This window comes from Paraburkholderia unamae (assembly GCF_003096875.1).
Classification (GTDB): Bacteria; Pseudomonadota; Gammaproteobacteria; order Burkholderiales; family Burkholderiaceae; genus Paraburkholderia; species Paraburkholderia unamae.
On the sequence record NZ_QEOB01000042.1, the window covers coordinates 1 to 20,034 of the forward strand.

At 58.4% G+C, this 20,034-nt stretch carries 25 protein-coding genes; 1 reads left to right on the forward strand and 24 read right to left on the reverse strand.

Features of this window, described 5'->3' with window-relative positions:
* The first annotated feature begins 279 nt into the window (after positions 1–279).
* The gene (locus C7402_RS43645) at positions 280–1,545 is read left to right on the forward strand and encodes a tyrosine-type recombinase/integrase (protein WP_116614942.1); all 1,266 of its coding nucleotides are present in this window, start codon (positions 280–282) and stop codon (positions 1,543–1,545) included.
* A 386-nt stretch (positions 1,546–1,931) separates the two neighbouring features.
* Here C7402_RS43645 and C7402_RS43650 read toward each other — a convergent pair whose 3' ends face one another.
* From C7402_RS43650 to C7402_RS43760, 24 genes are all read right to left on the reverse strand, one after another.
* Entirely contained in the window at positions 1,932–2,651 is a 720-nt protein-coding gene (locus C7402_RS43650; protein WP_116614943.1) for a hypothetical protein, read from the reverse strand.
* Complete coding sequence (locus C7402_RS43655) at positions 2,651–3,121, reverse strand: hypothetical protein (RefSeq protein ID WP_116614944.1); 471 nt, start codon at positions 3,119–3,121, stop codon at positions 2,651–2,653. The genes C7402_RS43650 and C7402_RS43655 overlap by 1 nt, the downstream gene beginning before the upstream one ends.
* Before the next feature lie 14 nt (positions 3,122–3,135).
* Positions 3,136–3,441, reverse strand: coding sequence for a hypothetical protein (locus C7402_RS43660; RefSeq protein WP_116614945.1), 306 nt, complete (start codon positions 3,439–3,441; stop codon positions 3,136–3,138).
* Positions 3,441–3,707, reverse strand: a complete 267-nt coding sequence (locus tag C7402_RS43665; protein ID WP_116614946.1) for a hypothetical protein — start codon at positions 3,705–3,707, stop codon at positions 3,441–3,443. Before C7402_RS43665 ends, C7402_RS43660 begins: the two co-directional genes overlap by 1 nt.
* A 101-nt stretch (positions 3,708–3,808) precedes the next feature.
* Entirely contained in the window at positions 3,809–4,105 is a 297-nt protein-coding gene (locus C7402_RS43670) for a hypothetical protein (RefSeq protein ID WP_116614947.1), read from the reverse strand.
* A gap of 40 nt (positions 4,106–4,145) precedes the next feature.
* Complete coding sequence (locus C7402_RS43675) at positions 4,146–4,502, reverse strand: HNH endonuclease (protein ID WP_116614948.1); 357 nt, start codon at positions 4,500–4,502, stop codon at positions 4,146–4,148.
* 34 nt (positions 4,503–4,536) lie between these two features.
* Complete coding sequence (locus tag C7402_RS43680; protein ID WP_133254659.1) at positions 4,537–5,934, reverse strand: SGNH/GDSL hydrolase family protein; 1,398 nt, start codon at positions 5,932–5,934, stop codon at positions 4,537–4,539.
* Positions 5,935–5,990: 56 nt separating this feature from the next.
* Positions 5,991–6,401 carry a hypothetical protein gene (locus tag C7402_RS43685; protein WP_133254660.1) on the reverse strand — a complete coding sequence of 137 codons (411 nt, stop codon included), beginning with the start codon at positions 6,399–6,401 and terminating at the stop codon, positions 5,991–5,993.
* A gap of 2 nt (positions 6,402–6,403) precedes the next feature.
* Positions 6,404–7,030 carry a hypothetical protein gene (locus tag C7402_RS43690; RefSeq protein ID WP_244315091.1) on the reverse strand — a complete coding sequence of 209 codons (627 nt, stop codon included), beginning with the start codon at positions 7,028–7,030 and terminating at the stop codon, positions 6,404–6,406.
* A 64-nt stretch (positions 7,031–7,094) separates the two neighbouring features.
* Positions 7,095–7,475: a ubiquitination-like system serine protease family protein gene (locus C7402_RS43695; protein WP_116614951.1), complete on the reverse strand. Its 381-nt coding sequence runs from the start codon at positions 7,473–7,475 to the stop codon at positions 7,095–7,097.
* Complete coding sequence (locus C7402_RS43700; RefSeq protein WP_116614952.1) at positions 7,472–7,957, reverse strand: glycoside hydrolase family 24 protein; 486 nt, start codon at positions 7,955–7,957, stop codon at positions 7,472–7,474. Before C7402_RS43700 ends, C7402_RS43695 begins: the two co-directional genes overlap by 4 nt.
* Positions 7,957–8,334 carry a hypothetical protein gene (locus C7402_RS43705; protein ID WP_116614953.1) on the reverse strand — a complete coding sequence of 126 codons (378 nt, stop codon included), beginning with the start codon at positions 8,332–8,334 and terminating at the stop codon, positions 7,957–7,959. The genes C7402_RS43700 and C7402_RS43705 overlap by 1 nt, the downstream gene beginning before the upstream one ends.
* Positions 8,335–8,431: 97 nt before the next feature.
* Complete coding sequence (locus C7402_RS43710) at positions 8,432–9,988, reverse strand: hypothetical protein (protein ID WP_116614954.1); 1,557 nt, start codon at positions 9,986–9,988, stop codon at positions 8,432–8,434.
* A gap of 60 nt (positions 9,989–10,048) precedes the next feature.
* Positions 10,049–11,692, reverse strand: a complete 1,644-nt coding sequence (locus C7402_RS43715; RefSeq protein WP_116614955.1) for a C1q-like domain-containing protein — start codon at positions 11,690–11,692, stop codon at positions 10,049–10,051.
* Positions 11,693–11,699: 7 nt separating this feature from the next.
* The gene (locus C7402_RS47540; RefSeq protein ID WP_133254661.1) at positions 11,700–11,909 is read right to left on the reverse strand and encodes a hypothetical protein; all 210 of its coding nucleotides are present in this window, start codon (positions 11,907–11,909) and stop codon (positions 11,700–11,702) included.
* Between the two features lie 3 nt (positions 11,910–11,912).
* On the reverse strand, positions 11,913–12,938 hold the full coding sequence (locus tag C7402_RS46650) for a gp53-like domain-containing protein (protein WP_133254662.1): 1,026 nt from the start codon (positions 12,936–12,938) through the stop codon (positions 11,913–11,915).
* 12 nt (positions 12,939–12,950) lie between these two features.
* Complete coding sequence (locus tag C7402_RS43725) at positions 12,951–13,796, reverse strand: DUF2612 domain-containing protein (protein WP_116614957.1); 846 nt, start codon at positions 13,794–13,796, stop codon at positions 12,951–12,953.
* 1 nt (position 13,797) lies between these two features.
* Positions 13,798–15,234: a baseplate J/gp47 family protein gene (locus C7402_RS43730; protein WP_116614958.1), complete on the reverse strand. Its 1,437-nt coding sequence runs from the start codon at positions 15,232–15,234 to the stop codon at positions 13,798–13,800.
* 56 nt (positions 15,235–15,290) lie between these two features.
* Positions 15,291–15,641, reverse strand: coding sequence for a contractile injection system sheath initiator (locus C7402_RS43735; RefSeq protein WP_116614959.1), 351 nt, complete (start codon positions 15,639–15,641; stop codon positions 15,291–15,293).
* Complete coding sequence (locus C7402_RS43740) at positions 15,641–16,399, reverse strand: Gp138 family membrane-puncturing spike protein (RefSeq protein ID WP_244315092.1); 759 nt, start codon at positions 16,397–16,399, stop codon at positions 15,641–15,643. The genes C7402_RS43735 and C7402_RS43740 overlap by 1 nt, the downstream gene beginning before the upstream one ends.
* Positions 16,392–17,252 (reverse strand): baseplate hub protein, encoded by an 861-nt coding sequence (locus C7402_RS43745; protein WP_116614961.1) that lies wholly within the window; start codon positions 17,250–17,252, stop codon positions 16,392–16,394. Before C7402_RS43745 ends, C7402_RS43740 begins: the two co-directional genes overlap by 8 nt.
* Positions 17,252–17,581, reverse strand: a complete 330-nt coding sequence (locus C7402_RS43750) for a phage baseplate plug family protein (protein WP_116614962.1) — start codon at positions 17,579–17,581, stop codon at positions 17,252–17,254. Before C7402_RS43750 ends, C7402_RS43745 begins: the two co-directional genes overlap by 1 nt.
* 11 nt (positions 17,582–17,592) lie before the next feature.
* Positions 17,593–18,192: a phage baseplate protein gene (locus C7402_RS43755; protein ID WP_116614963.1), complete on the reverse strand. Its 600-nt coding sequence runs from the start codon at positions 18,190–18,192 to the stop codon at positions 17,593–17,595.
* A complete protein-coding gene (locus C7402_RS43760; RefSeq protein ID WP_116614964.1) occupies positions 18,192–20,033 on the reverse strand; it encodes a phage tail tip lysozyme in 1,842 nt (613 codons plus the stop codon). The genes C7402_RS43755 and C7402_RS43760 overlap by 1 nt, the downstream gene beginning before the upstream one ends.
* Between the last annotated feature and the right edge of the window lies 1 nt (position 20,034).

A 20,034-nucleotide genomic window follows, 5' to 3' on the forward strand; every position in this document is an offset into this window, starting at 1 on the left:
GCCAGCATGGTAGCTACGGCCAGTTCTGGACACTAAGACCGGGCTGAAAGCCTTATCCCATAAGCCCTTCCTAGGCGATTTGTCTTAGGGTTCTCTTAAGCTCGAATGTGTTTTGGCGTGGATCGCGGTGTTCTTGAATTCGGAAATACACCCATGAAATCAAGGGGATATTGGAGTGAGGTGGATGCGAGTGTTTAGGCGTGTCGCACGTTTTGTTGGTAGCTAGACTGGTAGCTTTGGCGCGCGAATAATCAGGGCTCACACTTAAGCGCAACCATCATGCCCCGTCTTTATCACGCCCTCGATGATCTTCAGCTACGCCGCTGGCTTGCCGCCAAAGAGCCGATTTCTCGGGCGGATGGTGATGGCCTCACGTTCACGCTTTCGGAGTTTGGAACGGCTTCGTGGATTCTGCGGTATAGCCGCGGTGCGCGTCGACGCGAGGTGACCCTTGGCAATTATCCAGACATGGGCTTGGCTGAAGCTCGAAAGCGTGCGCGCGCGTTACGGGTCCAGATCGACGACGGCGAGGATCCGGCCGCGAGCAAGAAGGTCGAGAAAGCGCGGGTGCGCAAGGCAATGTCGGTCGATCAGCTATGCGATGACCTCATCGCGAAACGATTCCCTGATCTTTCCAAGAACAGCGTGGAGCTGTATGGGGCTTTGATCGATGGCGTGATCCGCCCGAAGTTGGGCTCTCTCGATGTGGAGCAGGTCACGCCGGCGGACATCGTCTACTTGATCGAGCACTGTGGGCGCCCGTGGTCCGTGTGCGATGTATTGATGATCGTGCTTCGCAATCTGTTTGGACATGCCGTATCGCGTCGCCAGATAAATTTCAACCCGGCCGTCGGGATCAAGCTGAAATCCGTGCTGGGTAACGCGCCTCCGCGGCGCAAACGGATCATGCTGTCAGAAATGGAACTTCAGACGTTGCTCGTCGATATCGACGGACTGCTGGGCAGGACGAACGGCCTGATGTTCCGGATCCTGCTTGCGACGTGCGTGAGGTCGATCGAACTGATTACGGCGGAGAAGGAGTTGATCGATCTGGAGCGGGGTTCGTGGCGCATCAGGACTGAATCCACGAAGACCCGTCAAGAATTCTTGGTCCCGCTCGCGCCTTCCGTCGTTGAGTGGTTTCACGAGCTCATCGCGCTGTCAGGAGATTCGAAGTGGCTGTGCCCCGCCAGGCAGCGGCGTAGCAAGAATGGACATGTCAGCAGGGTGGTGCTCCAGGGGGCGATCAGGAGCGCGTTCAAAAACAAGGGGCTCGAGATCCGCAAATTCACGCCGCACGACACGCGCTCGACGGCCAAGGGGCACCTGCGCAACATGGGCTTCTCGCGCGAGATCAGCGAGATCGCCTTGAACCACAAGATCCCCGGCATCGAGGGCGTCTATGACGTGCGCGAGGAGATCCCGGAGCGCCGCGCCGCGATGGAGGCGTGGGCCCAGTTCATCCTGGAGTGCAGCGGCGGCAAGTCGCCCGATCAGGGGAATTCGACGAATGTGGTCCAGTTCCGGCCACGCCGGGCGGCGTAGGATCTGCGGCGAATATGCGCTCTATTCGCCGCGTGTTTTGCGGTGAATAAATGGCTAGAATTACTGTATATCCATACAGTATTCGGGGCGCGAAATGTACGACGACAAGCCATGCCAGAAGTGCGAGTACTACGGCGGCGTTGCCTGGAAAGGGCCACATACCTTCTGTCTCCACCCGGGCGTCGGGCGCATGGTCCAGGCTCGCCCTGAAACGGGTTGCGCGTTCTATGAGCGGAAGAGGAAGAAGGTCGCGGATTGCCGGGCCGCGGTGGGAATGGATCGATAGGAATGGTTGACGCGCAGCCGGTATCGGCTGGCTAGAGAGGGGTACGGTAGCCCAGAATACAGGCTACCGGTTGTAATGCGAAATTACAGTGTGTAGTTTGTTAAATCACAGGAGTCGCTTCACCGGCGGCGATCTTCTCGCACCTCGCCTGAACGAGATCGATGTCGTGGTCTGCGAAGCTTCCGAGACCAGGCCATTGGCTCGCTGGGATCGTCGCAAAGCCCGAACTCTTGAGCCATATGTGATCCTGCTGCGGGCGCGCTTGCCAGAGCGGATCGATCCACGGCCAGGCAGCCCATGAGTCCCGGCCGTTCAAGACACACACCATCCCGGCGAGCTCGGCCGCATACGTCGCGTAGTACTTCGCGTTCGCGAACTTCGGCGCCTCAAAACTCCAGAGGACTCCGATCTGTGCAGCCGGGATGAAGAGCGGCGTCAGGTGCGTACGGGCCGCGCCGAGGCTGTGACCGCATACATTGAATACAGCCCCCGATGGCGCGACTGACAGTGCCCAGTTCCACACTTCCTGCATCCCCGAAATCACACCGTCAGTGACACAGCCGCCGTTGACTGGATGCGGCACGAGCGAGACGTCATCGAAGATGTCCGCCAGTTTCAGGCTCGACGCACGCGTGCCGCTGATGCTGAGATGCGTGCGGCCTGCGGTGTCGACGGACATGACCGCCTGATTGTTTGAGTCGCTGTAGATCGAATTCCAAACATCGCCTAGTGCTTCGAACGCCGCCTTGGATTGCACTGGGTCGATGATGTAGGCGGCGTTGGCCCGCTTCGCCGCCAAGGCAATCGCGGACCAATCCATCACTGGCTCGCTGCGACAGGTGTGGAAGCGGCAGCGGTGCCAGAAGCGGCAGTAGCCGTCGCGGCCGGCGCGAGGCTGATCGCCACATTGAACGCGAGCACGCCTGAATCGATTGCCGCATCAGCCGCGTTCTTCTTGTCCTGCGACAGCGACGAAGCATCGATGAACGTCTTGACGAGCGGCAGCGTCACGTTGACGACGTTTTGCAGATTCGCGGTCGTGATCGTCGCGCCGGCCGCGCAGACTTTGTCGACTGCGGGCTGGACCGTCTTGGTAAGCGTGTCGGCCGCGCCGCCAGTGAAAACACCATCTCCTTTCAGGATAGCGATTTCGCCATTGGCAGCGCCGCAGGCGATAGCAACCTGTTGAGGAAAGGTCAGCGTGGGGACGGTCGGCGCCGAACCGCTACAACCAGCGAGGAGAGCGACAGACGCGACGGCGCTTGCCGCGAGAGCAGCATAGAAACGCATGAAGATTCCTTGGATTAGGGTGCTACCTTGATGACGGCGGCAGCAGTGTTGGAGACCGCACCAGCAACTGCGGCCACGGCAGCGGTATTGGCTTGGATGGGCGCGGTTGCGCCGACACCGTTCTCAGCGAAGTCCAGCGTGTAGCCGTCAGCGGTTTTCTGGACGTGCACCGTTACGGTCGAGATGTCTTTGCTGTTCTCGATCGTGGCGGCGCAGCACAGAACCTGCTTGGAGGCTTCGTCATAGAACGGGCGAATGTCGTAGGACGCCTGCCCGGCACATCCGCTAAGGCATAGAGCAAGCAGGGCGGCGCGGATCATTAGTTGACGATGGTGGTGGGCGCGGCTGCCGGTGCGCTCGGTTGCGTGGGTGCCTGCGAGTTCGTGCGCGATGACACGGCGACGTGAACAGTGCCCAGTGCCGTGATGGCTGCGACGACGATGCCAAGCAGATCACTCAGTTTCGAGATGAACGCGTTGATATCGGTCTTGCCGTGGTAGGCAAACACGCCCCATACGGCCAACAGCGCAGCCGCGAGGATCACCAGCGCGACGTAGGCCAAGAGCTTTTGAGTGTTTCCGTTCATTGACTACCTCATAATTCGAACGTGGAAAGCAACGGGCACGTCGACGAGAACTTTCCTGCGTCGGCGGCACCACCAAGGAAACCAGCGCCGCGCCCAGACCATTACGCGTTCACCGTGACGGTGATCACGTCGGGCACGTCGACCAGTACGGGTGCCGACACGGTGAATGCGGCCGACGTAGCGGGATCGCCGAGTGCGTTGCCGGATGCGTCGACGGCTTGCGCGATGGCGGTGTAGGTGCCCGGAGCGACATCTGCGAACGAGGCAGAGTAGGGCGCTGCGCCAACGGTCTGCGGCGCGATGCTGCCGTCCGACAGGCTGAACTTGATGCCGGCCGGAACGGTACCGGCGGGGAAGACTTGCTGCTTGGTCGAAAGCGTAACGATGACGGTGGACATAAGTACTCCGGAAAAAGTTGAGAAGGCCCCGAAGGTCTAGCTAGCTGTCCGAAAGCGGACGCCGCTTTATCTTTTCGCTCCACTGCGATGCATCGGCGCGAACGGTGGTGTTGAAGCTCTTGAATGATCCGAGGTGTCCAATGAAAAGATGGCAGTTGACGCCATCCTTCTTGGCCTCGCAGAGCGTGATCAGGTTCTTCGGATCAAGTTCGAGATCCGGATGCAGATGAAAAGGGCGGATGTGATGAACTTCAAGGTTCTCGGACCCACCACAGACTTCGCAGACCGGATGCAATTGGAGGTGGTCGGAGCGGACCTTCGGCCAGTGAGTCGAGCGCGCAGCGCTGACCGGATGCTTGCCTTTGGCAGCATCGATGAGATGGCGAACGATGGGCATAAAAAAGCCCGCTTTGCGCGGGCATAGTGGAGAATCAGGGGACTACGATCACACCGGTCGGAGGTACGTCAGCGTAGCCAACGGGCGTTTGATGAATGCCATCACCCGTGTATCCAGGTGCTTTCCAGATACCGGTGTTGTGCGCCGTTTCAAATACACTTGAAACGTCATACACATTGTCAAAGATGCCGTTGACGTTGCGTAGGTAGTTGTTGAGTTGACGGCGCGATGGTTCAACAAGCGTACTGGCAAGCGTCTGATTCTGTACAGTCGCCCATCCGTCCGTAGACGTCGTTTCCCCCATCATCGTGGTCTGGTTGAACCACTTGCCAGGGAACTGCCCTCGAATCTCCTGCATCCAGTTGAGGATCTGTTGAGGCGTCGAACCGCCGTTGAACAGATCGTTCACGCCATAGTTCTGGAAAATATGGCTGCAATACGCCTGAGCGATGGCGCGGCGCTGGACCATTCCGCCATTCGAGACCGATGCGATGGTTTCGAGCCCGCGCGCCAGGTTCGTGTATGCGCGCGTAGGTCCAATTGAACGTGCCGTTTCTCCCACATCCATCGATGTCGCGAATGCGTCGTACCAGCCTTCGTTGCGGCTATCACCAAAGATTGCGATGGTCGGCACAGCGACACCCGTGGCCCATACCGCAACCGGCGCGGTGAAGGCGAAGCTATCCGTGCTCGTGAACGTGCCAGGAGAGCCGGTCAGATCGGTGATGCCGCTGGTCCCGTACTGGAAGCATGTTCCGTTCGCGGTGTTTGCTCCGATCAGCGTACTGAACGACGAAAGAGGCATCGTCGTGCCCGTCGTCGTGCTGTACTCGCGGATGTAGAACAGCGCTCCGGACGGAATCGTCGTGCTCAGGGTGATTTCGTCACTTTCGAGCGACGAAAAATCGTAGACCGTGCCAGTCGGCTGACCACCGAACGTGATGTTCCCAACAATCGCGCCGTTGTATTCGACGGTGCACTTGGTCGTTCGGTCTGCGCCGATCGGAAAGTCCCCGCCGTTCGCGTACCACTGCGGAATCGTCACGCCCATGTGCGAAATGCTCTGACGCGCAACGACCGGATACCGCGACATAAACACCGTCGCGTTCATCGTGGTCGATGGCGATTTGCCTCGGGTCGCCACGAGTCCCTTGTACGTCATTCCGGAAACCCACTTCGCAGCCGCGCCCGGAACGCCTTGCGAGCCTTGAGGGCCCTTGTATGAAGTGCCCGCTGGCCATGCGTTGTTAGCCTTCGGCCCATACATCACAGAGTTCGTGACGTCATTGGCGAAGTCGCCATTGACACCGAGCGTGCTCGACGGGGCGCCAGTGGTGGGCCAGACGGTATTGCCGTTTGTTCCATTCGCACCAGTCGCGCCCGCAGTGCCAGGAATGCCCTGAGGGCCGGGAATGCCAACAACAAGTGTCATGTGCGCCTCAAATAGAAAAGGCCGCCCGGAGGCGGCCTAGCAGCAAGCGTGAAATTTCAAACGTCGAGATTGAGATAGAGCTTTCCGCTGCACTCGCGTACAACTGCGCCAGCGGCGTTCGTGACCTTCAGCGTGTAAATGCCCATCTGGAAAGATGTGCCAGCGGTCGAAAGCGGCTGCGGCAAACCGTTAGCAGTGAAGGTGGATGTCTGAGATGCGGGCATATTCCAGGAGACCGAACCAGCCGCCGCATCGATTACGAGCGTTTCGGAAGCAGTAGAAAGCTGGAAAATGATGGTCGGCGACCCGAGATAGGCCACGGCCGTCATGACGGCAGAGCAACCGCTCAAGTTGACCGCATTTGCTGGATTGGTCGGGTTGCTCGAATTAACAGGGTCGTTCTGGTCGAAGATGGTGCATTGCCAATTCGCGCCCTGGTAGATGATGAAATCGAGAACGTCATCCACGATCACACCTCGTCGTGGTGGATGGCTTCGGTCGGCGAGAACTGATATCCCTCGACCTCGTACTTCTGAGCGATCCAGTCCGGGAAGGGAATCGTGTGAATGCCTGAATCGGCCATGGTGTGGAACCGCTTGCCTATCAGCAGCCCGTTCACGGTCATGTCATCGACGAACAGATACGGATCGACAGGAATCAAGTAGTGCGTATCTGGATGCAGCGGCGTCTCGGCTGCGATGGTCATCTGCTTTGCACCTTCGAAGAAGCGATTCCAATCGAATGCCTGTGCATGCGGGCCCCAATGACCTGCCTTGCAGTCGTTCGCGAATCGACTCCAGTCGGTGCAATCTGCGAAGCACCGCTCTATCGGATGGTGATGGGCCTCAAGTGGAGCGCCGAGCTCTTCAGCCGTCATGCCGGAGATGAAACAACGGCCGCCTTCACGCTCTATCAGTTGCTTTCGCGAGTGCTCGAAGAGTGCGGTCGCCTTGCGCTCTTCGTGTTGCGGGATATTGACCTCGACGGTCAGGGTCTCTTTCTCGGTGTGCGCCTTCGTGATCTTTTGCAGGCCTTCGCTCGCGCACTTGCTGCATGGCTCCTCGAGCCGCGTCCCATGGCTACAGCGGGTCGTCATTGCGACCTCCAGAAATGAAAAAACCCGGCGCGCGGCCGGGTAGGGGATTGATTCGAGAGCGGTCTTAGAGATCAGGCAGATCTACTGTCTTATTGGCGAGCTCGTGAGTGCTATCGCCGAGGAATATGATCTGGCCCGGCGCCGCGCCATTGCATCCGACGAATGAGTGGCACACGTGCTTCTTCGCCGGGACGTCATCGCCTTGCCACTCGTCCCACGTGCTGAGAACGCTGGGCGTGAACGAAGGCTTCTCCATGTCGCCGTTAAAGCCCCAGTGAGGCTTGCCAGCAACGTGAGGCGATTCCTCCGTTTCTCCCGGAGGCAACCAGTTCACCGGCAGGATGTGCGCACCCGAGCCGCGCGTGTTGACATCGCAACCGGGGCACGTCCAGTGGATGCCGTAGAAGCGACCTTGCGTGTCGCGGACGATCTTCGCTTTCCTCATGCGAGAGTGCCTCCGGCTGCGGTGTAGTAGCTCTGAAGCAGCGCGATCGCATTCTGGTGCTGGCCATAGTCATTGCCTGGGAGGCTGGCCCAGATGCGCGAGCACAACGCGACGGCATGCGCGAAATTGCCTGCGTCGATGAACAGCAGCGCATTGCATTCGCGGATCTGCTGCAGTGCGATCTTGTCTTGCGAGAGAGGGCCGAAGTCGGGCAGGTTGAGCATCTTGCTGTAGCTCCCCCAATACCGGTACAAGAGCTGGTAGCGCCCGGCCGCAGTGGAGTTGAGCGCTTGATTCAGAATGTCGGGGTGCGTCGCGTAGCTCGAGAACGTCAACGGGTGTGCGGGCGTTGAACCCACGAGCACGTTGTAGCCGTTCTGGGTTTCTGCGAGGAGGGCCGGCCCAATTTCCGAGTTGGCGATCGCATCGAGGAAGGCGCAGCGATTCGCGCCACCTGCCTGCGCGGGTGTGATCGTCGGCATCAGAGCACCGCCAGTACGAGCTTGAGCGTGTCAGCGAGCCACGTTGGAAAGTGGCCTTGCTCGTGGTAGGAAATAAGGGCAATCAGGACCAGCACGGCGATCAGAAAGCTGGCCGCCGGAACCAGAACCTTTCTCAGCAGGAATGTCCACGCCTCGGCCATCCGGCAAAAGAAGCGCACGGCCTTCACGCCGCCGTTCCACATCGAGACGACGTCTTCGGTTCCCTGTGCAACCTTGTCGAGCTTCCCGACTATCCCGACCATCGTTTCGTCCTGCTGCTTGAGGTGCGCCGTGATGCCGGACAGAGCATTCGCGATTTCGGCGAAACGCTCGTCGCCGCGCTGTAGGCGTTCATTGATCACGTCGATCTCGCTCATCAATTCCCCGGAAATGAAAAAGCCGCCTCGAGGGCGGCTTGCGGTAGGTATAGGCGTAAAAAAACCGCCCGAAGGCGGTCTCGTGGGAATCTGTTTTTTATCGAATCGATCCGATCAAGCAGAATTTCCCACGCGAATACAGATAGACGGATGTCGGCTCACTTCCTGCGCGCGAGTAAGCCCACCACCCTCGTTCGTTATCTTTCGTGAGACCAGCGCTCACAAGATCGGGTCTCCAAGCGCCGACAAGACCAAGCCCAACCGTTTTCCCAGCGCCATCGACGAGCACAACCTTCTCGCCGTCGCCAAGTGCCCAACCGGAGACAAACGCACCGTCGCGGTGGTCGACGATGCCGTGACAAAGCGAGTCATCGCGCATCGAAACATCGAAGCGGATTTTCTCGTTGAGCCATGGCTTGTTGAAGATGCCCACCCGATGCTGTTGCGCCCAATCGAAGTTGATGCCATACCAGTAATGATCCGGATAGAGCACGCGACCATCGATCGACGGCTGGTCATATCCCTGTACCGTTTCGAGAAGCGCCAGCCGGCGCAGCAGGAGATCATCACGCTGCCCGAAGGCTGCCATCTGGTATGGAGCGATCGAGGCTATGACTGCGACTGCCATAACGCCCGCTACGCTCTTTGATAGCGGGACGGCATATGCGATGATCATCGACCACAGAATGAGCGCTGCGATCGAATAGCGGCTCGCGGTTGCGGCGTCCGCTCCATCGGCAGCGCGGCCGTGCGCTGCAGCAAACGCGGAGAGCAGCAGAAACACCAGCACGCCTGCAAAACGCTCGTCTCCGTAAGTCGCTGATATCAGCATGAAGTAGTAGCCCGCAGCAATCGCGAATGCTCCTAGCAGACCGCAGGCGAGAAAGCTTCCGGTAAGCGGATAGATGGGCTGGCCGAAGAACATGCATACGAACACCAGCAGTTTCCACGCGTTCGTCGTCGGCGAGTTATGCGCCATGAAATCATAGTGGTAGAAGTAGGCACCCCATGTCACCGCGCCGACTGCGACGATATATGCAGCATGCTTAGGCTGGCGCCGTATGACGGCTTGCACGAGGAGCGCTGGGAATACGAGAATGCCGTTCGCCATGGAAAGGCTGGCAACGATGGCGGCAGCGAGCGCACCGACGACCGATCTACGGTAGAGCATGAAGGCCAGCAGCGCGAAGAAGTAGACAAAACCAATCTGGACGGCGAAGCTCCACGTCAACATCTCCTGCTGGACCCACGAAAACATCAACGCTGATGCAAGTAGCATCACGACGGGCCCTTTCCTATGCGAAATGAGCCATACGATCCCGGCCTGCAAGGCGATCTGGCATGCCACGATGAAGATGTGAAGTCCGCCGAACATCTTCCAGTCAACGAGCGCAACTAACTTGGTCGTGACGATGCGGTGGTCTACGTGCTGAAGCCAGATCTGCGAGAGGGGGGCCCCACCGATGGTACGGAAAAGGCCAATGTACCCGTCCCACTCGTCAAGGTAAGGGACTGACGAAAAATGGTGCACTATCCCATAGAGCGTGGTTCCGACGAACCACGTTGCCAGCGCAACCGAAACCACAACGACGATTGCGCGGGCAACGCTTTCTGATAGCCTGCCCAGCCCCGAGGCTGTTACGTTGCTTGACATTCTTGTTCTCCTTTTGACGGCAAGATACCAAAAGGAGAATCGGACGTCTATCGATCGAGCTTACGGGATCCGCGTGATAGAAAGCGTATTGACGTTTGCCGTAGTTGACAAAGCGATAGCGCTACCTGACGCCTGATAAGCCTGGACTGTAATGGTCTGGCCCGACGTCATTGCCAGGACGGCTGTTGCGCGCACGACTCGGATCAAGGACGTTGCGGTTTCAGCGAAGTACTGCCCGTTCGCCGCCACGCTGCCGTTGTTCAGGATCGTCACGCTGTACTGATTGCCCGCGCCGGTCGCGGCGGCTGCGAAGGCGATCTGCACTGAAACAAGATAGTAGCCGGTCGCAGGCGCCGTGAATGTGCCAGTCGATGCGTTGAAATTGGTGTTGACGCGATCGTAGGTTTTCGTCCATCCCGTGACCGTGGTCGCACTGTTGTTTGCGATCGACTGCCCGCCCGTATTGGTATAGAGCAGTGCGTCATTTGCACTGGCATTGAGCGTTGTGAACGAGCCGGTCGTCGCAGTGAGAGCACCCGTTGAGAATGTCCCAGAATTCGTCAGATTGCCGTTGTCGCACAAGCTCAAGAGTTGTGTAGTCAGCGCGGCATTCTCGATGTAATAGCAGTTGCTCAAGACGCCTATCGTCTTGCTGCCGCCAACGCCGTCGAACATCTGCATCGACACAACATCGCTGGTACTGATCGGCATGTCGAAGCCGGTAAAGCCGCCACCGCCGAACTGAAGCAGATGCTGCCATTTGCCAGTTCCGCCACTCGTGTCGATATTGCTGGCGTAGTAAGCAACTCCGGAGCCAGATCCAACTACCTTAGATGCGACGTAACCATATTGATGCGACGTGCGCGTGTCGACAACGCCAGCCTGCGTATCAACCTGCTGGGTCACTACGCCACTTGTGAATCCAGTGGTGTTACCTTCCCACGCTGCATTGAAGCCTGTGCCGTAGTTCCCGACATCGAACAGAGCGCCGGTCGTGTCAGAATTCGATCCCCCATTGCGGGAAACAAAATATGCACCGTCTACTTCCCCGGCCGTTGGGGACGCAGAGAAGTTCTGTTTGAGAACACTGAACGTCGCTGCAAAGTCGGCGTTCAGTGGTCCGATAGCGCCGGTGCCGATCGGATTGCTCGAGAAGCTGTAGGCGGTATGCCCGATCCCTGCATGCGAGGTGGAATCCGTGACGGTCAATCCACCGCCTGCGACGTACTCCGAGCCGGCCGTTTCGCCGAACAATGAGACCGGAAGGGCGACGCCAGAAAGAGGATTGATGCCGGCGCCGTAGTTGATCACATTGGCAGGGTACGCCGACGTGCAACCGAAGCCGGACGCGCTCGTCCACCCGAGATAGGAGCCTGCCGCGCTGCAACTTGGCATCACGATGGCGGTCGGGCTAGCCGCCGAGGACGTGGCATTTGCCAGAATCGAATTCGCTGCCTGTGTCGAGATGTCGCTTGGCGTAACCAGGCCGGTTGCCGTGAAAGATCCGGTGATCGCAGGATTAGCGATCGTCGGCGAGCCGGAAAGCACGACCGAGCCCGATCCCGTGGACGAAGTCGCACCAGTGCCGCCGTTGGCCGCGGTGAGCGGATTTTGCAACGTGAGGCTGCTGAATGTCGGGGCCGGGAACGTCTGGGCGAGCGCCATCATCGGCGCAAAGAGCGCCGTCAAGAGAAGTTTCTTCATTTGATCTTTACGAAATGGAAACTACGCCAGCGTTGTTCCAGAGGACGCCTTTTTCGGAAGGCTCGGCGGTAGAGAGTGCGGTCAGACCAGCCAGGATGAACGTGACAAACTCAGACAGGGGCATTGAGCATTTAGCGAACTGGCCGTTCTGTTCCTGTTGAATTGTTACGATCTCATTGCCCGTTAGAGGTTGGGGAAGACCATATAGTTGTTCCACTGATCAGTTTCCTATTGCTCGCCAATGAATCCCTTGTGATCCGCCGGAAGAGTTCACCAGCGTGGCCGTGAAGGTTTGATTCGAGGTAATGTCCGCTCCGAGAGCGTACGTTTGTCCAGAGGTCAAGGACGCACCCAGACAAGCCTGGATATTCCAGAAGCTGGTGAAAGCGATGGGCATCGTTATCACCGTTGATGCATTGCCGGGAATGGTGATGCTTCCCCATTGCTCGATGAAATAGCCGGTTGGGCTGTTCGGATCGGGAATCTTCTTCCAGCCGTTGGAAGCGAGAAGACTCGGGAATTGCGCAACGCTGACGCCGCCAACGAGATACCACGCCGATACGCCGTTACCAAGGAAGGGCGTAACAGTATTGGTTAGCAGAGCGTATGTTGATGTCACTCCCGGCCAGAAGTTATCTGAGCCAGCCCTTTGCAGGGTTACGCTGTTCGAACTCGTGTCGACGCGAACGAATATGAACGGAAGTGTGACGCTGTTCTCAGATGCAACGGCGGGCATCGTGATCGTGATATTGCCCGACGCCGCATTGACAACAACGAGCCCCGCGTTGGCTGCGGTCAGCGTGGTCGTGGACGTGACCGTTTCAACATTGGCGCCGAACGTTGGAACTGGCATCCACCCGGTAGCGCCAACGGCTGGGGCGACGGTGTTATTGTCGACTATCGACATAAACGCGGGACCGGCGGCGCTGGACTGAATGACCGAACCTGCCGGATATCCGCCGATCGCAGTCTGGAAGGTCGAGTCATATACGATCGGCCCACCCGCCTGTTGCCATTGGTTCCACTGCGTAATCGGCTTGAGGATGCCGTTGAAATCCTGACCGAATGGAGGAGCGCCGCCTGCTGCAACCGCAACGAAGCAGTTCGGAGGAAATCCATCGGTGAAACTCGCGGCGCCGTTAGTCACGCCAATCTGACTGGCAACTGGGACTGTTCTGATATATCCAGCGCCCGCCGAATTAGCCCACGGGATGGAAAACTTTCCGGGCACATTAGAGGCTTGCATAGATTTTCGTCGTTACGCGACGCAGACGACGCCGCCGTTATTCCAGAGGATCCCGCTGCCAACTCCAGGGTTGGAAAGCGGAAGATTTGAGCCGGTGATGTAGAGCAGTGAAGAAGGAGTGACGCTCGAGAAGTACACCGGTGGCGCGGCAGGATTCGGCGTCGTATGCCCTGCTACGCAGACAACGCTCCCATTGCTCCACAGCGCTCCGTTCGCAAGGCCACTCGGCGAGGTCGGGTAACCAATGATTCCGGCGCTAAGTGCAAGTACGCCGCCGTCGTTGTACAGCCCGAGCTGGACGATATTGACTTCGACGCCTGATGGACGCGGCAGCACTCCTGATTGCGCGACGATCGCGTACTGAACGGGGCTTAGCGTAAATTCGAACGTGTACGTCATGGTCATGTTCTGACCGTCCGTACACCAGCACTCTCCAGAATCTCCGAACAACGTCATCAAAATCTGGTTAATGCTCGGTATCGATCCGTTCGTAATGTTCGCGTACGCTTTCGCAAGGATGAGCTGGCGAAACGCGTCGTCAGTCAGGGCATAGTTGGTCGTTGTCGCGGTGCCTGAATAGAACGGCGCCTGATTAAACGGCGTTTCGACCAGCGGATCATTCGATTCCTGAAAGCCGAGCCATGCACCGACTGACACCTGAAGAACGCGACTTACTCCGACAATGCGCCCCCATACATCAAGTCCGTATCCAACAGCCGAATCGATGTTCCAGACGTTGTCGTAGAAAACATCAATATTCGCTCTTGGGTCTACGCAGGCATTGAAGCTATCGATCAGGGAAAGGATGGCCGGGCTGTTGCCGAACTGACTCAGTATGGTCTGCTCATAGTTCTGCATGTCACACCAGAGTCAGAATTACGTTCGCCGCGGAGAAGGTCGGCTCCTGATTGATATTCATCGTGACGTCGTTCTGGTTCGGCACGACGCCATACATCGTTTCGCTTGCCACAGTTTGAGCAATGCTCACCGTCCAGCTTGTTCCGCTGCCGGCTGTAATCTGCGTACCGGATGCAACGATGCCGGTCGTATCGGAGATGAACTGACCGATCGCAATAGCGCCTGATGCAACGCTTGAGACGGTCAACGTGTTGCCAGAGATAGAGCCTGTAAATTGGGTCGTCGGCACGTTGACGCATCCGATCTGGAGCGTGATGATCTGGGCCCACGATCCCAGCGACGCGATATTCGAGTAGAAGCGGCTCGCGAATATCTCCGAGCCGATGCGCGGGACAATCCCATCGTCCGCGCCAGAGAATGCTTCATCAATTGCGCCCTGGATCAGGGTCAGCGCATTGGAGGGAACCATTGCGCTGTTCTTCAGTGTGATCGCGAAGAAGATCGGGATATTGACGGCCGTCTGAAACTTGACGGTATAGCTTGGTGGCGTCGAATAGATCGGATTCGGATCGGTTACAGTTTCCGAAGTGTTCCCGTTGTACGCGCACCCGGGTGGCTTCTTCGTGAAAATGGCCTGGGCGACAGTGAGAGGCGTAAAGCTACCGGCCACACACACATACAGGCTGTTTGCGCCGAGCGTCACGCCACCAATGGTTTCAGGAGCAGACGAGTAGTTGTCGATAACATACGCGTCGACCACGCCGGACACCGCGAGGACGGTACCGAGAATCGCATCATTCGTATTGACAGCGTTGGCTGCAACACTTTGCTGACGACGCAGCTCGAACGCCGCTCGCGTTTCAACGTTTCGGCCGATCACCCCGGAAACGCAGGTGACCGTATCCCAGCCAGAGATCGCACGATAGATAGAAATCCCGTTACTCGCAGGGACTGCAATCGGGCCGGTAGAAACGCATGCGAACGGTAGAGTGATCGTGCCGCTGACGGGAATGGTTCCCTGCGTGGTGCAGGCGTACACGTTGCCGCTGGAGTCCTGAATCTGGGATCCAACCAGAATGACTACTCCCTGAAGACCGCCGCATGCGACTTGCAGCGTGGTCGGCTGCGCAGCTAGGCGCGTCAGGAAATAGATGCGACCGATGCCATCCTGCATACGGCCAGAAGCGTAGGCTGGATCGACTCCGTTCGCGAGATACAGGAACTGATCATTGGCGTCACCGATGATTGCAGTATCGGACGTCGCAAGCTGACCTTGCGGAGTCGTCAGGGCGAGAGTTCCATCGGAATTGGTCTGCGTAAGATTGCCGCCAAATGCGCTATTGATGTCAGCCATGCGGCCGGCAAGAATCGCACTCTCAGCAGGCGCGACAAAACCAGTTGGCCCGAAGGTCGGGCTCGGAACATTCGTGCTTGCCATGGAGCGGCCAAAAAAAAGGCCACCCGAAGGTGGCCTGGTTGTCTATGTACTCGCGGCTAGAAGTTGGCCGCACTCACAGTTCCAGTTGAATCCGTGATCTGCAACTGCCCGGTAATTTGCCGGTTAGTGAATCCGGTTATGAAGACTTGCGCTGACACAACGCCAGAGACGGTTTCCGCCGCGGCCGCCATCTGCGATTTGACGTATTGAAGCGTCGGAAGATGGCCAAGGATCTGTTGAAAGTAGGGAATGCCAATGGTCGTGTCGTACCAGCACTCGCCCAGGAAGGTGCGGACCGCAGTAGCCGCGTTTTGCGCCAATGCATACGGGTCTTCGCAGACGGCGATATTGCCCGACGCATCGACGGCCAGATCCCACGTCGACGGATTGAGGTACAGGCTGTTCATCAGGTTCCTGCAATAGGCGGACTAGTCGGCGATCCCGGTGACGAGGATGTGTGTTCGTGGTTGATCAGGCTGATTCCACCGGCTACAACGTCATTCGTCACATCCAATGGGCCGGCCATCGAGGCATTCCCACCGTGAGGGCCTTCGCCTTGCGTCATCTGTCCATCGACTTCGACCTCAGGTGCCGAATTCGTGATCTGCGTGCCCGCGGTCAAACCAATAGCCTCGGTGGCCTGCAACACGATGTTCGGGGCAGCCATGCTTATCTGGGTCGGAGACACAATCGAAATGCCGCTGGATGAGAATGCAACGTACTGGTTCGGCGTACCGTTGAGAATGCCCCCGAAATAGACTGCATCCGCCATCGAGAACATGCGCTTGCTGCCCGGGTTTGCCTGCGCCTTGGTTGCCTTCACGCTCGAGATGTCGCGATCGGCGAATCCGGCCCAGCCGATATCGCCCACCTGCGGATCCAGAATGATCGCATTCGCTCCGCCCTGAAGCCGGAAGTAAGGGACATTGAATATCTCGCCATGCGGCACGGCGTTGTCATACCCATCTTGCTGGTTGACCATCGGCTTAAGGCTCAAGAATCCGACGGGCGATACGCCGCCGGCATTCGTCACACTCATCACCTTGCATACCTGCATCGTGCGCACCCGCGCGAGGATCGACCAGACGAGGAAGGTGTTGGCGTTGTAGTCCGAGCCGTTGTCGGTCGCTTCCGCGGTGCCACGGTAACCAACCTGATCAACCACTGTATGGCACTCCAAGGATATGCGTGAACCACTGGCCATCCGGCATCTCGCTCTCGAGCGAGTGAGCTATCTGCGTCACGATCCACTTCCCGGTGGCTGCGGTTATCGAACTCTGCACCTGTATCACGCCACCGATCACGACGGCCGGATTGAACACGGTCGTCAGCATCAGACCATTGCTGCAGAAGGCCGGATACCCGATCAGTCCGGATTGCGGCGAAATGGTCGGGATGTCCGCATTCCGCGCACTGCCTTTCGGCCAGATCTGCAGGACACCGTTCTCGATCGTGTAGTTGATATTGGCGGCCTGCGCGCATTCGCGGATCTGCGCGAGCGCGGTGCCCGGGAAATAAGGATTCGAGAGCTGGACGGAAACACCGTTATTGACGAATCCGACTTCGGCCAGAAACGCCAGCTGCTGCATGATCGTTCCGACGTCCGCACTGCCCGGAAAGCTGGTTGCGCCCACGGGTTTGAGCGAAGCGGCAAGACCACCCACAGCGGCTATGTTCAGGGCTGAATCGGGCGTCTGGTTGAAGTCGCCCCATGCCTGCCAGATCGTGCCATCGTAGATTGTCGTGAGTGCCGATCCTTCATCGCCTGCAGCGATGAGCACCGAGTTCTGATACATCACCGCGGAGTTGACGGGACCGATGGCAGTCAGCTGGTTGATCATCGACGCCGGCAGGCCATAGATCAGCAACTGGACCTGAGGCATCGCGTCGCCGCCGAACTGCTGGATCTCTGCACGGGTGCGAAGCCCCGTTAGCGTGACGGTGTTCGCTCCTGTATCGCCGAACTGGCCGGTGCCCAGGCTGATCGTCAGCTCGATTTTCTTTCGGGTAAATGCCATCAGTCGGCGAGATCAGTCGTGGTGAGATAGCAGAACAGAAAGCGTGTGCCAAGACCGGGCGAAGAAGGATCGATGCCGGTGCTTGGCGGCGTGAACGTCCCTTGCTGATCGACAAACATCAGATCGCCGATGAAACCGAGATATGCGTCACGAACGATCAGGTTCATGTTCCGGCAGATCACGCCGGTAATGATGGGCGAATTGTTGACGTAGACGTCGCAATACAGGTTGCTGTCGAGCTTCTGGTACAGATTGATCTGTGTGTTTTGCCCCCCGATCTGAACCGTCAAGCTCTGCGAGTAGACGTCCTGGATAGGGATGATCTGCATTTTCAAACCACTCAAGTAAATAGGCCTGCTGCTGCGTCCTGCGCTGTCGTCGGCGTCTGCGGTTGAACGCTGCCGGTACTTACCGGATCCGCGCCGCTCGGAGCCGCAGTGTTCGAAAATGATGCAGTCGCTGTTACCCGCACCTCTTCGAGCATCAGATCGATCGAAAGCAGCCCCACGCCATTCGTGGACGTCCGGTTGATCCCGTCGCTGACGATATTCACGTTCTGGATCAGCGCGCCCTCAGGCATAACAATGTTGTAGAGGTCGAGGGATGCGGCGATCGCTGATATCTGAAGCAGGAAGCTTTGCCGATCTGTAACCGTGCCGCCTTTTGTGATTCGTATGCGCGTAATGCTGGGCAGCGCAACCTTGTTATACGACTCGAAAGAACCTTGCTCGACGGGATAGTTGGGGATCTTCCAGTCGCGCCGGAAATCGAGGCTGACCATGGAATCGGGCTGGATCGCGATTGTTCCATCCTGATTGAAGATCCCCCACTGAGGCCCGGCGAACATGTTGAGCACATTCACCGCATCGGCCGCGAGCAGGCCGACGGTATTTACTACGTTCGCGACCTGCCCCCACAGTGCTGGAACGCCATTTGCCATTACGTCAGTCCTGTGTTCGCCTGCGGCACCGTGAAGCTGTATTTGCCGACGGCCTTTCCGAATTCACGCGCGATGCCCTGCGCGTCGGTGGCTTGCGTATGGATCGTGATCGGGCCGTTGATGTTCGTCTCGGCCGTCGAGGTCATGGTCGAGACTCGGGATGCATACGAACCGCCTCGGACACCCGATGACTGACCTGCAATTTGCGCTGCGTTCGCCTGTCCGATCGATGAGTAAATATCCCGCGCGTACGCCTGCCGGCGAGCGATGTTCGCTTCAGCTGCTCCAGGGCGCTCATAGAACTGGGAGTGCAGATAGGCGGCCTGTTCCGGCGTCGTGGCGTTCCGGATTCGCATGTCTGCATCCCGCTCGCTGGTCTTCAGTTCCTGAAGCATGAAATCGACCTGCTCGCCGAATGTCGACTGCGCGAGAGAATGACCAAACTGCTGCTGAAACGCCGCTGCGCGGGAGCCGAGCCATTGCCCGATGCCGGCCGCACCGCTCTTGGGATTCACTGCCGCGGGATTCAGGCCTTGAGCTTCCTGCATCAGGCTGCCAACGATCCCTGCCGCTTGAGCATCGGTATAGCCGGCAGCCTTGAGCCGGGCCATCAAGTAGTTCGCTCGATCGGATGTGCTGCCTGAATCCGCAGCCCGACGCGCATCGCCACCGGCGTCTCCAGTCCATGTTTGTCCAGGCTGCGCACCATGCAGCTGCAGATACGCATCTTCTCCAGAGTTTAGCCCTTCGCTATGCAGCGCCAGACCTGCGATCCCCAGCAGTCTTGCCAGTACCGGCAGAGCGGCCACGCCAGCGGTGGAGATGCCGCCAAGAGCGCCGCCAACCTGAATCAACGCGGCAGCGAGCGACAGGAGTCCAGATGACATCGACAGCACTTTCAGCGCGGCCAAGGCGATCAGAACGTTCTTCCAGCCGCCCACCGAATCCGCGGCCTTGTCGGCCCACTGAACGAACTGCTGGATTGCCTTAACTGCATCGTTGACCCATTGGACGATGTCGCCGCGATGGTCAGCCACCCAATCGGCCATCTTCTGCAGCTTTTGCAGCCACAGTTCGAACGTGGGCATCAGCTCGAGCAACACCGTCGTTCCGACGTAGACCAGACGGTCCCGCAGGTCGAGCCACGCATTCTGCAACTTGAGTGCGGCCGCAGCCTGCTTCTCGGTGATGGCTGCATTCTTTTCCTGCGCCGAGACCAGTGCGAGGATGGCTTGCGGGCCTTGCTTGATGAAGTTGAACTCTTCATCGCTGATGCCCATCTGCTGGGCGACGAAGCGCGCGCGGCCTGGGTCGACCTTGAACAGATCCTGAACGATCTTCGCGCGGGCGAGCAGATAGCTGTTGCCGTCCTTCAGGTCGCTCGTTTTGCCACCGAAGCGCAGAAACCACTGGATCGACTCGCTGACCTGGCCGAGGCGGAACTTCGCAATCTGCTGCTGTGAATCCTGCAGGGCGCTGGTGATTCCCTCGGCACTCCCGCCGGCGCGCTCCGCCGCGCGCTGCCATGAAGACAGCTCACGCGTGCTCATCTGCAGGTTCTTGGCCATGTAGCCGAGGTTGACTGCGGATCCGATCGTGTGCTCCGTGAAATCCTTGATGCCCATGCCGGCGGTGAATACTGCCAGTAGAGCCAGAACTTCATTGCGAACCTTCTTGAAGGACTCCGCAGCCTGCTTGTTACGTGCTTCGAGTTCCTTCTGGGCCTTCGCTTCCTCTGCAGATAGTTGCTTGGTCGCTTGTGCAGCCTTGCTCTTCCCCGAGATGAACCCGGAAATGTCGAGCCCCAGCGTCACAACGAGCGCGTCGATCACGGATGCCACA